At 71.7% G+C, this 11,503-nt stretch carries 12 protein-coding genes; 3 read left to right on the top strand and 9 right to left on the bottom strand.

Annotated elements, in window-relative coordinates; translation table 11 throughout:
- Window positions 1-158: 158 nt before the first annotated feature.
- The gene (locus ABZU69_RS02310; RefSeq protein WP_354962617.1) at window positions 159-452 is read left to right on the top strand and encodes a hypothetical protein; all 294 of its coding nucleotides are present in this window, start codon (window positions 159-161) and stop codon (window positions 450-452) included.
- A 4-nt stretch (window positions 453-456) separates the two neighbouring features.
- On the opposite strand, the gene ABZU69_RS02305 is transcribed toward ABZU69_RS02310, so the two are convergent.
- From ABZU69_RS02305 to ABZU69_RS02295, 3 genes are read right to left on the bottom strand one after another with little or no spacing between them, the layout of a single operon-like run.
- Complete coding sequence (locus ABZU69_RS02305) at window positions 457-1,536, bottom strand: adenosine deaminase (protein WP_354962616.1); 1,080 nt, start codon at window positions 1,534-1,536, stop codon at window positions 457-459.
- A 52-nt stretch (window positions 1,537-1,588) separates the two neighbouring features.
- Window positions 1,589-2,002, bottom strand: coding sequence for a PPOX class F420-dependent oxidoreductase (locus tag ABZU69_RS02300; protein ID WP_354962615.1), 414 nt, complete (start codon window positions 2,000-2,002; stop codon window positions 1,589-1,591).
- The gene (locus tag ABZU69_RS02295) at window positions 1,999-2,601 is read right to left on the bottom strand and encodes an NAD(P)H-dependent oxidoreductase (RefSeq protein WP_354962614.1); all 603 of its coding nucleotides are present in this window, start codon (window positions 2,599-2,601) and stop codon (window positions 1,999-2,001) included. The genes ABZU69_RS02300 and ABZU69_RS02295 overlap by 4 nt, the downstream gene beginning before the upstream one ends.
- Window positions 2,602-2,658: 57 nt before the next feature.
- Here ABZU69_RS02295 and ABZU69_RS02290 point away from each other — a divergent pair, with 57 nt between their 5' ends.
- Window positions 2,659-3,156, top strand: a complete 498-nt coding sequence (locus tag ABZU69_RS02290) for a MarR family transcriptional regulator (protein ID WP_354962613.1) — start codon at window positions 2,659-2,661, stop codon at window positions 3,154-3,156.
- 1 nt (window position 3,157) lies between these two features.
- The gene (locus tag ABZU69_RS02285; protein WP_354962612.1) at window positions 3,158-4,168 is read left to right on the top strand and encodes a putative RNA methyltransferase; all 1,011 of its coding nucleotides are present in this window, start codon (window positions 3,158-3,160) and stop codon (window positions 4,166-4,168) included.
- Between the two features lie 2 nt (window positions 4,169-4,170).
- On the opposite strand, the gene ABZU69_RS02280 is transcribed toward ABZU69_RS02285, so the two are convergent.
- The 6 genes from ABZU69_RS02280 to ABZU69_RS02255 all read right to left on the bottom strand — a co-directional run bounded on the left by ABZU69_RS02280 (window position 4,171) and on the right by ABZU69_RS02255 (window position 11,351).
- Window positions 4,171-4,851, bottom strand: a complete 681-nt coding sequence (locus tag ABZU69_RS02280; protein WP_354962611.1) for a DUF4272 domain-containing protein — start codon at window positions 4,849-4,851, stop codon at window positions 4,171-4,173.
- 111 nt (window positions 4,852-4,962) lie between these two features.
- The gene (locus tag ABZU69_RS02275) at window positions 4,963-6,246 is read right to left on the bottom strand and encodes a thymidine phosphorylase (RefSeq protein ID WP_354962610.1); all 1,284 of its coding nucleotides are present in this window, start codon (window positions 6,244-6,246) and stop codon (window positions 4,963-4,965) included.
- Between the two features lie 137 nt (window positions 6,247-6,383).
- Window positions 6,384-7,094 (bottom strand): cytidine deaminase, encoded by a 711-nt coding sequence (locus ABZU69_RS02270; RefSeq protein WP_354962609.1) that lies wholly within the window; start codon window positions 7,092-7,094, stop codon window positions 6,384-6,386.
- Window positions 7,095-7,167: 73 nt separating this feature from the next.
- On the bottom strand, window positions 7,168-8,448 hold the full coding sequence (locus tag ABZU69_RS02265) for an ABC transporter permease (RefSeq protein ID WP_354962608.1): 1,281 nt from the start codon (window positions 8,446-8,448) through the stop codon (window positions 7,168-7,170).
- 3 nt (window positions 8,449-8,451) lie between these two features.
- Window positions 8,452-9,807, bottom strand: a complete 1,356-nt coding sequence (locus ABZU69_RS02260) for an ABC transporter permease (RefSeq protein ID WP_354962607.1) — start codon at window positions 9,805-9,807, stop codon at window positions 8,452-8,454.
- The gene (locus ABZU69_RS02255) at window positions 9,804-11,351 is read right to left on the bottom strand and encodes an ABC transporter ATP-binding protein (RefSeq protein ID WP_354962935.1); all 1,548 of its coding nucleotides are present in this window, start codon (window positions 11,349-11,351) and stop codon (window positions 9,804-9,806) included. The genes ABZU69_RS02260 and ABZU69_RS02255 overlap by 4 nt, the downstream gene beginning before the upstream one ends.
- Between the last annotated feature and the right edge of the window lie 152 nt (window positions 11,352-11,503).

Here is an 11,503-nt window from a genome sequence, read left to right as displayed (position 1 = left end):
TGGACTGGGAATCACCCGAGTCGTGGGACGCCCTCACGGCGGTCGAAACGATTGCCCGACTGGCTCGCGAGGGTCGCGCCGATGTGCCGGTTTATGCGATCGGCGCGGATCGACGGGTGGCCACACGGCCATTTGACGTCGCCGGATCGCCACTTTTCGTGGCCGAAGGGATCTTCGCCGCCGAGATCGTCGATGAGTGCCGCCGTCGTGGCCTGCTCGCCGGTGCGTACGCGCTGCGCCGCCCGCGCGGGGCGACCTTCCTCCGCCGGCTGGCCCGCGACCTGTCCGAGCAGCGCAAGGCGCCACAGGTGCTGGTCCGGCGCGGGGTGGCGCTGCTGCGCGCCGAGCCCGCGGTGCTGCGCCGGCAGACCGGGCTGGGCGCGGAGGCGGCCCGGGCCCGGGAGGTGCTGCGCAGGGTGGCCGGCCTGCTCGCCGGCCACCCGCACGGCTGACCACTCAGGCCAGCAGCTTCGCGTACGCCGGCTTGATCACCTCATCGATGATCCGCAGCCGCTCGTCGAACGGGATGAAGGCGCTCTTCATCGCGTTGATGGTGAACCACTGCAACTCCCGCCAGCCGTAGCCGAACGTCTCCACCAGCAGGGCCATCTCCCGCGACATCGACGTGCCGCTCATCAGCCGGTTGTCGGTGTTGACGGTGACCCGGAACCGCAGGTCCCGCAGCAGGCCGATCGGGTGGTCCGCGATCGAGTCCACCGCTCCGGTCTGCACGTTCGACGACGGGCACAGCTCCAGCGGGATCCGCTTGTCCCGGACGTACGCGGCCAGCCGGCCGAGCACCGGCGCCGCGCCGGGGGTGATGTCGTCCACGATCCGCACCCCGTGGCCGAGCCGATCCGCGCCGCACCACTGGATCGCCTGCCAGATCGACGGCAGGCCGAACGCCTCGCCGGCGTGGATGGTGAAGTGGAAGTTCTCCCGCTGGAGGTACTCGAAGGCGTCCAGGTGCCGGGTGGGCGGGAAGCCCGCCTCGGCGCCGGCGATGTCGAAGCCGACCACCCCGGAGTCCCGGTGCCGCACGGCCAGCTCGGCGATCTCCTGCGAGCGGGCCGCGTGCCGCATGGCGGTAAGCAGCGTGCCCACCCGGATGTTCAACCCCGCCTCGACGGCCTGGGCGGTGCCCTCGGCGAAACCGGCGAGCACCGCCTCGACCACCTCGTCCAGGCTCAGGTCCTGTTCCAGGTGCTGCTCCGGAGCGAACCGCACCTCGGCGTAGACCACGCCGTCGGCGGCCAGGTCCAGCGCGCACTCGCGGGCCACCCGGCGCAGCGCCGGCGCGGTCTGCATGACCGCCACGGTGTGCGCGAACGTCTCCAGGTAGCGCTCCAGCGAGCCGGAGTCGGCCGCGTCGACGAACCAGCGCCCCAGCGCCTCGGGGTCGGTGGCGGGCAGTTCGTGGCCCACCTCCGCGGCCAGCTCGACGATCGTCGCCGGCCGCAGCCCGCCGTCGAGGTGGTCGTGCAGCAGCGCCTTCGGGACCTTGACGATGTCCTCGTACCGGATAGTTGCGACCATGCTCAGACCCTAGTCAGCGACCCTGGCGGACCGGGACGGGACCGGCCGGCAGTCACGGCTGCCAGCCGTACACCCGGTGCACTTCGAGGCGGATCACGAGCCGCCCGTCGGCGACCATGGCGGCACGGTAGTCCGCCCAGTCCGGGTGCTCGCCGCGAATCCGCCGGTAGACCTCGACCAGCTCGTCGACCGTCGCGTCGGCGGTGGCCGCGGCCGGCTCGGTGAGGGTAACGGTGCCCTCGGCGACCGCGTACGCGCCGCCGTCCGGCGTGGTCACGTGAAAGCTGGCCCGGGGGTCGCGGCGCAGGTTGCGCACCTTCGCCCGGTCCCCGGTGGTGGAGCAGCGGATCAGCCCCGGCTCGGCCAGGTAGTCGAGGTTGGACAGCTGGGGTCGGCCGTCCCGGCGCAGGGTGACCAGCACCCCGCGCCCCCGCGTGCCGAACAGCCCCCACAGCCGGTCGCTCATGCCGGCACCCGCAGCGGCGCAAGCGCGGCGGCCAGCCGGCCGAGCTGGTGGAGCATCGCCTCGGCGGCGGCGTCCCGCCCCGGATCCGGCACCAGCCGGCCGGCGCCGTCCAGCGCCTGTCGCAAGAAGATGGTCACCGCGTCGTTGACCGGGACCATGTTGAGCGTGGTCACCACCTGCTTGATCATCTGAACGGCACGCAGGCCGCCGGAGCTCATGCCGTAACTGACGAAGCCCACCGGCTTGTGCTGCCACTCGTGGTAGAGGTAGTCGATCGCGTTCTTGAGCGGGGCGCTGAAGCCGTAGTTGTACTCGGGCATCACGAAGACGAACGCGTCCGCGGCCGCGGTCGTCGCGCTCCACCGCTGGGTGTGCCGGTAGAGGTAGCGACCCTCGGACGGGTGATGCGGCTCGTCATGGAACGGCAGCCCGACCTCGGCGAGGTCGACCAGTCGGACGTCGTCGAAGCCACCGTGGCGGCCGGCGGCGTCTGTGAACCAGTCGCCGATCATCCGACCCACCCGGCCGGGGCGCGTGCTCGCGACGATCACGTTGAGGCGGCGGGTGGTCGGGTCGCGCTCGAGTGAATTTGTTGACATGTCATCAACCTAGAAGGCGAATCGGTGACATGTCAACCAAACCGCTAGACTCCACGTATGGACACACCGCGGTGGCTGGACGAACGGGAGGCCCGCGCCTGGCGCGGCTACCGCCGGATGCGTCGACTGCTCGATCTGGAGCTGGCCCGGGAGCTGACCCAGGACGCCGGCCTCTCCGAGCCGGACTACGACGTGCTCTCCGACCTCTCCGAGACCCAGCAGGGGCGGCTGCGCCTCAGCGAGCTGGCCGCCAGGATGCTGTGGTCGCGCAGCCGGCTCTCGCACCACCTGAGCCGGATGCAGCAACGCGGCCTGGTGACCCGCGAGGAGTGCGCCGACGACGCCCGCGGCTCCATCGTCGTGCTCACCCCGGCGGGTCGGCAGGCCATCGAGTCCGCTGCCCCCGGCCACGTGGCCGCCGTCCGGCGGCACCTGATCGACCTGCTCACCCCCGCTGAGGTCGACGCGCTCGGCGCGCTCACCCACCGGGTGGTCGACCACCTCGCCGGCCCCGAGCCCCGGGCCACCCGCCCGCAGCCCGAACCGGCGGCCTGACGTGGACCCGCGCATCCTCGACCGGCTGCGCTGCCCGGTCTGCGGCGAGCCGCTGTCCGAGTCGACCGCCGGCACCGCCAGGGCGCTGCGCTGCCCGCGCCGGCACAGCTTCGACATCGCCCGGCAGGGGTACGTCAACCTGCTGGCCGGGCGCGCCCCGCACGCCGGCGACAGCGCCGAGATGGTGGCCGCCCGGGCGGACTTCCTCGCCGCCGGGCACTACGACGTCATCTCGGCCGCCCTCGCCGCTGCCGCCACGGACGCCGTCGGCCGGCTCCGCGCGCCGGCCGCCACGCACCCGGGGCCTACCCCGTCCGCCCTTTGCTCTGCTTCAACCGACGCAACGGTTTCCGGACAGAACCGTTGCGCGGAGGCAAGCAGAGCAAAGGACACAACCGCAGAGGTACGGGTTGAGCCGCCGACGCCCGACTTCGAGGCGTACCCCCTGGTGGTGGACGCCGGCGCCGGCACCGGCCGGTACCTCGGCGCGGTGCTGGCGGCGCTGCCGGACGCGGTGGGTCTGGCCCTGGACGTGTCCAAGCCGGCGCTCCGCCGCGCGGCACGGGCGCATCCCCGGGCGGCCGCGGCGCTCGCCGACACCTGGCAGCGGCTGCCGCTCGCCGACGCGTCGACCTCCGTGCTGCTGAACGTCTTCGCCCCGCGCAACGGCGCGGAGTTCCACCGGGTGCTCGACCCGAACGGCACGTTGCTGGTGGTCACCCCCGCCGCCGACCACCTCGCCGAACTGGTGGACGCTCTCGGCCTGCTGCGAGTGGACCCGGACAAGGCCGACCGGGTGGCCGGCAGCCTGGGCGGGCACTTCACCGGGGTCAACTCGGCCGTACACCGGGCGGAGCTGACGCTGACCCGGCCGGAGGTCGCCACCCTGGTCGGGATGGGCCCCAGCGCATGGCACACCGACCCGGCCGCTCTCGCCGCCCGGCTGGTCGCGCTGCCCGAACCGGTCCGGGTCACCGTGGCGGTCCGGCTCGACGTCCAGCGGCCCCGCTGAGGTCAGGTGGAGAGGTCGACCTCTTCCCAGCCGGGCGGTTCATCGTGGTACGGCCCACGCAGGATCACCGCCCACTCCAGCGCCCAGCGCCGCTGACCGATCGCGTTCGCGTCGACCAGCCCAGGCAGCGACCGCCCGACCCGCTCAGTCTCCAGGTAAGCCCAGTCCAGGCAGTAGTGCAGATCGAGCAGGGCGGCCGCGTCGGCGGGATGCTGCGGCGCGGTGAGGATCCGGGACCGCCAGCGCGGGAACGTCTCCCCCTCGGCGATGTGCGGCAGCCGCTCGACCAGCCGCTCGTCCACGGCGAGGGTCGGGTCGAGCTGCTTGCTCAGCCCGAGCACCCAGGCCAGGGCGAAGAGCGCGTCGTGGTGCAGCACGAACGACCGGTGGTCGCCCTTGCCGCCGGTCACGAACTGCCACTCCGGCGGGGTCACCATCTCCATCAGGTGCGAGCCGAGCAGCCAGCTCATCGCCGCCTGCGGGGGCATCCCGAAGCAGCGGGCCAGGATCAGGTGCAGCACGGCGATCCGCGCCTCGATCTCCGCTGTGGGGCGCAACTCGATCTGGTCACCCGGCTCCCAGACGAGCGGGAACTGGGGAGGCGGCAACGGCAGGCGGAGCCGGGACAACTCGTCCAGGCTCGCCTCGCGTACCTCTCGTGGGTCGGGGGCAGGTACGGTCACGGCGCGTTTTCCTGTCTGCTCGCGACGGCTCAAGGCCGGCTATCCCCCCTTGGCCTGCGAGAATAGCGCTCCCTGGTGACCGGCACCACGCCGCCCCGACCCCGGGTCAGGTCAGCCGATCCGCTCGATGACCAGCGGCGTCGGCACCGGCGCGGTCGGCGCGACCCGCACCGCGCGGGCCGCCTCCGCGAGCGCCGCCGGGATCCGCGCCGGGTCCTCGGCGCGCAGCTCGTAGAGGGCGTCACCGGCCCGCACCGCATCGCCGGGTCGCTTGTGCAGGACCACCCCGGCCGGAACGCTCACCGGGTCCTCCTTGCGGGCCCGGCCCGCGCCGAGCCGCCAGGCCGCCACCCCCATGGCGTACGCGTCGACGGCCGCCACGTGCCCGTCCTGCTCCGCGCGCACCACCTCGACCTCCGGGGCAGCCGGCATCGGCGCGTCCGGGTCGCCGCCCTGCGCCCGGATCATCGCCCGCCAGGAGTCCATCGCCCGGCCGTCCCGCAGCGCCGCCGCCGGATCGGCGTCCGGCAGGCCGGCGGCGTCGAGCATCTCCCGCGCCAGGGCCAGCGTCAGCTCCACCACGTCGGCCGGTCCACCTCCGGCCAGCACCTCGACCGACTCGGTCACCTCGACCGCGTTGCCAATCGCCAGGCCGAGCGGTGTGGACATGTCGGTGAGCAGGGCGACCGTCCGCACGCCGTGCGCACCGCCCAGCTCGACCATGGTGCGGGCCAGCTCACGGGCCTGGTCGACGGACTTCATGAAGGCGCCCGAGCCGACCTTGACGTCGAGGACCAGTGCGCCGGTGCCCTCGGCGATCTTCTTGCTCATGATCGAGCTGGCGATCAGAGGGATCGCCTCCACCGTGCCGGTCACGTCGCGCAGCGCGTACAGCTTCCGATCGGCGGGAGCCAGGCCGGCGCCGGCCGCGCAGATCACCGCGCCGACGTCGCCGAGCTGGCTGATGAACTCGTCGTTGCTCAGCGCGGCCCGCCAGCCCGGGACGGACTCCAACTTGTCCAGCGTGCCGCCGGTGTGCCCGAGACCGCGCCCACTGAGCTGCGGCACGGCCGCGCCGCACGCCGCGACCAGCGGGGTGAGCGGCAGGGTGATCTTGTCGCCGACGCCGCCGGTGGAGTGCTTGTCGACCGTCGGGCGTCGTACCGCCGAGAGGTCCAGCCGCTCACCGCTGGCGATCATCGCGGCGGTCCACCGGGCGATCTCCGGGTCGGTCATGCCGTTGAGCAGGATCGCCATGGCCAGCGCGGCCATCTGCTCGTCGGCGACCACCCCGCGGGTGTACGCGTCCATCACCCAGTCGATCTGCGCGTCCGACAGCACACCCCCGTCCCGCTTCACCCGAATGACATCAACAGCAGCAAAACCACTACTCATCAGAAAAGATCTTTCCTAGTCGTATGCAGATCCCGACCCACGGACCGTGAACACCGAGGGATTGGGCCGACCGTGCCCGGCGGAGGGATCAAGCCTGACCGCCCGGAGCCGGGCGCGGTCGGCCCAATCCCCAGAGCTCAACCAGCAGCCCAGCGAACGGGAATCTCCAAAGGCGGCTCGCCCTCACCGGCCCAGAAGATGGTCCCGGTCGCGTCGACCACCACCACCCGAGGCGTCCGGGCCATCCCCCAGGTGATCGCCTCCGCCGGGTCGTCCCAGCTCGGGGCCTCCTCCAGCACGCCGGTCTCGGCGCCCGCGTCGTCCCCGGCCGACCGCTCCCAGTACGCCGTCCAGACCTGCTGCCCGGCGGACATGTCCGGGTGCACGAAGACGGTGCCGCGCCCGCGCCAGGCAGCCAGCCGCTCCGGGACCACCGGCACCGGCGTCTCACCGGTCACCGCCTCCAGGTCCTCCACACCGAAGGCGTGCGGCAGCAGCTCTGCCATCCGCAGCGGGCGACCCTTGGTCTCGATCAGGCACTCCGGCCCACCGTGCTCCCAGAGCAGCTGCCGGCACCGGCCGCACGGCATCAACGGCTCACCGGTGGCGTCGACGCAGGAGAGCGCGACGAGACGGCCACCCCCGGTGGCGTGCAGGCTGGACACCACCCCGCACTCGGCGCAGAGGGTCACCCCGTACGCGGCGTTCTCCACGTTGCAGCCGACCACCACGCGGCCGTCGTCGACCAGCGCGGCCGCGCCGACCGGGAACGTCGAGTACGGCGCGTACGCGTGCCGCATCGCGTCCGAGGCGGCGGCGCGCAATCGCGCCCAGTCGATCTCAGTCATCCCATCATTCTGCCGCACCGTCATCGCTGCCTGCGGCGGGACCACCTCGGCCCCGCCGCGTCGACGCCGGGCGTCAGCCCTTGATGTACGGCTTGCCGTCCGCAGCCGGTGCCCGGACCCGGCCGACCAACCCGGCGACCGCCAGGATCGTCGCCAGATAGGGCAGCATGGCCAGGAACTGGCTGGGGATCACGCTGTTGATCGCGCCCAGATAGGTGGCGAGCTGGTCGGCGAAGCCGAAGAAGAGCGCGGCGAGCAGCGCGCCGGTCGGGTTCCACCGGCCGAAGATCAGCGCGGCCAGTGCGATGAAGCCCTTGCCGCCGATCATGTTCTTGGTGAACGAGTAGAGCGCCAGCGTGTAGGACGCGCCGCCGATTCCGGCGACCACGCCGGCCAGCAGCACGTTGCGGTAACGCACCCGCAGCACCTTGACGCCGAGCGTGTCGGCGGCGGTCGGGTGCTCGCCGACCGAGCGGGTACGCAGCCCCCACCGGGTCCGGAACAGCCCGATGTGGATCACCAGCACCAGGAGCAGGCCGAGGTAGAGGAAGATGTTGCCGCGGAACAGCGCCGGGCCGAGCACCGGGATGTCCTCGAGCAGCGGGATGTTCCAGTTGCTGAAGCGTGGCGCGCTGTTGTATTTCGTCGCGTCGGTCTGCATCAGCCGCTCGTAGAGGAAGCCGGTGACACCGACCGCCAGCAGGTTCAGCACGATGCCCATGACGACCTGGTCGACCAGGTAGCGGATGGCGAAGACGGCCAGCAGCAGCGAGATGAACGCGCCACCGAGGGCGGCGGCGACCAGACCCACCCAGACGCTGCCGGAGAGGCTGCCGAACAACGCGCCGCTGAACGCGCCCATCAGCAACTGACCCTCGATGGCCACGTTGACCACGCCGGACCGTTCGCAGAGCACCCCGGCGAGCGCGCCGAAGATCAGCGGCAGCGCGAGGATGAACGTGCCCCGGATGATGTTGACCAGCGGCATGAAGTTCTGCCCGGCCGGCGCGGCGGAGACCTGCCAGCAGAGGAAGGAGAGCACGAAGCCGACCAGCCCGACGCCGAGCACGGGAAGGAACCAGCGCTTCGGCACCCCGGCGAGCAGCGCCGCGCCAGCGGCGATCGCGATGATCCCGAACAGGATCGCCCCGATCGTGCCGTTGATCTCCAGTGCGGCGCCGGCCGCGTCGTCGCTGAGCGTGAACCGGGCCTGCTGGTCGGTGGCGAGCGCGCCGAAGAGCACCGCCGACAGCAGACCGAGCGCCAGCAGCGTCAGACCGACCTTGCGGCTACGGGTCCAGAAGCCCTCGTCGACCGGGGCGACCGCGATGTCGGGGACAGCCATGGTGGACATGAGTTACCAGCCCTTCGCCAGGCTCGTCTGCAACCGGGCGGCGCGCGCGGCCCGGAGCTGGAAGATCGCCTTCACCAGGGCCGGCGCGGCGATGAAGATGACGATCAGCGCCTGGAGCACGGTCACCAGCTCCAGCGAGATCCCCGAGTACGACTGCATCCGGTTACCGCCGGCCTGGAGCGCCCCGAACAGCAGCCCTGCCAGCAGCACCCCCCACGGCTTCACCCGGCCGAGCAGCGCCACCAGGATGCCGTCGAAGCCGATCTGCGCGACCACCAGCGGGGTCAGGGCGCTGGCGGTGGAGCCCAACACCATGTTCGAGCCGCCGAGGCCGGCCAGGATTCCGGAGAAGACCATGATCAGGATGTACGTCCGGGTGACGCTGATTCCGGCGGTCCGGGCGGCGTCCGGGTTGGCACCGACCGCGCGCAGCTCGAAGCCGAGCGTCGAGCGGTTCAGCAGCCAGGCGACCGCCCAGGTGGCCAGCACGGCGAGCAGGATGCCGGCGTGCACCCGCAGGTTGTCACCGAGCAGCCGGGGCAGCTGGGCGGAGGTGTCCACCGCCCTGCTGATCGCGTCGGGACGGGTCGGGTCCTGCACGCCGTTCTGCACGATCAACCAGGTGAGGAAGTACGTGGCGACGTAGTTGAGCATGATCGTGTTGATCACCTCGTGGGCCCCGGCGCGGGCCTTGAGGATGCCCGGGATGAAACCCCAGATCGCCCCGCCCAGGGCCCCGGCCAGCACCGCCACCAGCAGGTGCAGACCGGGCGGCAGCGGCAGCAGGAAGCCGGCCAGCGCCGCCAGGACCACGCCGACGGTGGCCTGGCCCTGGGCACCGATGTTGAACAGGCCGCCGCGGAAGGCCAGCGCCACCGCCAGGCCGGTGAAGACCAGCGGCGCCGTGTAGGTGAGCGTCTCGGAGATCGGCGCGAGCACGGCCTGCCAGCCGTTGCTGCCGTTCAGCCAGCCGGAGAACGCCTCCGGGTCGAAGATCGACCCCTTGAACAGGTTCGCGTACGCCTCGCTGACCAGCGTCCAGCTGGCGCTGAACGCGTCCGCCGGGCGGGCGGTGATGTAGGAGTAGGTGGAGAGCACGGCCGGATCAGAAATGATCATCAGCACCGCGCCGACCACGATCGCCAGCACCAACGACAGCAGGGTCACCGTGAAGGTGTTGGCCGCCCAGAGGTTGTCCAGGAACAGCCGGCCCAGGCTGGGCTTGGGCTCCGGTGCCGACGGGTCCGGCTTGGTCGCCGGCTCGGCCCGTTCGGTGTTGCTGAACGCGTTCTGCGCGGCCTGCGCCTCGCTCGCCGGCTCCTTGTCCGGCGAGCCGGACTGCGGGATGGGGTCGCTCATGCCTCGTCCTCGTTCGCGGAGCCTGCGTCGCTCGCCGGGCTCCCGTCGGTAGCCGCGCCGTCGGTGGGCACGGCGTCCGTACCCTGCTCGTGGGCCGCGTCCGGGCTGATACCGGCCATCAGCAGGCCGATCTCCTCGCGCGGGGTGTCCGGGCCGACGATGCCGATGATCCGACCCCGGTACATCACCGCGATCCGGTCGGCCAGCCCGATCACCTCGTCGAGTTCGCTGGAAACCACCATGACGGCGGTGCCGATGTCCCGCTCGCGGATGATCCGGCTGTGGATGAACTCGATGGACCCGACGTCGACGCCGCGGGTCGGCTGGGCGGCGATGAAGAGCTTCAGCGGCCGGGACAGCTCCCGGGCCACGATCACCTTCTGCTGGTTACCGCCGGAGAGGGTGCCCACGGGCGCGTCGGCCGATGAGGTGCGGACGTCGAACTGCTCGATCCGCTCCTTCGCCGAGGTCGCGATCGCGTCCGGTTTGAGCGCGAGCCCCGCACCGAACGGCGGCCGGTCGTAGATGTCCAGCACCAGGTTCTCCGCGACGCTGAACTCCTTGACCAGGCCGTCCACGCTGCGGTCCTCCGGCACGTAGCCGACGCCGGCGCGGAGCACCTTCTTGGTCGTCCAGCCGTCGATCCGGTCGCCGGCCAGGCTGACCGTGCCGGCGAGCACCGGGCGCAAGCCCATGATCGCCTCGATCAGCTCGGTCTGACCGTTGCCCTGCACACCCGCCACGCCGAGCACCTCGCCCGCGCGTACGGTCAGGTCCACCCCGTCGACCGCGCGGATCTGCCGGTCGTCGTCGACGACCAGCCCGGCCACCTCCAGCATCGGCTCGCCCGGTGTCGCATTGCCCTTGTCCACGGTGAGCCGGACGCTGCGCCCCACCATCAGCGCGGCCAGTTCGTCACGGCTGGCCTCCGGCGAGGCGGTGCCGACGGTCTTTCCGCGTCGGATCACGGTGATACGGTCGGCGATGGCCTTGACCTCGCCGAGCTTGTGGGTGATGAAGACGATCGACTTGCCGGCCGCCTTCAGCGACCGCATGACCGTCAGCAGTTCTTCGGTCTCCTGCGGCGTGAGCACCGCGGTCGGCTCGTCCAGGATGAGCAGGTCGACGTCGCGGGTGAGCGCCTTGACGATCTCGACGCGCTGCTGGATGCCGACCGGCAGGTCCTCGATCACCGCGTCCGGGTCGACCTGCAGGTTGTAGCGCTCGGACACCTCGGCGACCTCGCGCCGGGCACGCCGCCGGTCCAGGAAGCCGGCGATGCCGCCCCGGACCTGCTCGGCTCCGAGCATGATGTTCTCGGTGACCGTGAAGACCGGCACCAGCATGAAGTGCTGGTGCACCATGCCGATCCCGGCCGCGATCGCGTCGGACGGGCCCTTCAGCTTCAGCGGCTTGCCGTCGACCAGGATCTCGCCCTCGTCGGGCTGGTAGAGCCCGTAGAGCACGTTCATCAGGGTCGACTTGCCCGCGCCGTTCTCGCCGAGCAGGGCGTGAATCTCTCCAGGCTCCACCGTCAGATCGATGTGGTCGTTGGCGACCAGATCACCGAACCGCTTGGTGATGCCGCGCAGTTCGAGTCTCAGCGCAACCTCCTGGAGTGCGAGCGATGGTGCAGCGTAGCTGCCGTCGACCCGGCCCGGCTGGCCCGGTCATCGTGGCGCGCGATCGGCCGCTC

This window comes from Micromonospora sp. NPDC005206 (assembly GCF_040608175.1).
Lineage (GTDB): Bacteria > Actinomycetota > Actinomycetes > Mycobacteriales > Micromonosporaceae > Micromonospora.
This window is presented reverse-complemented; position numbering and strand designations above follow the sequence as displayed.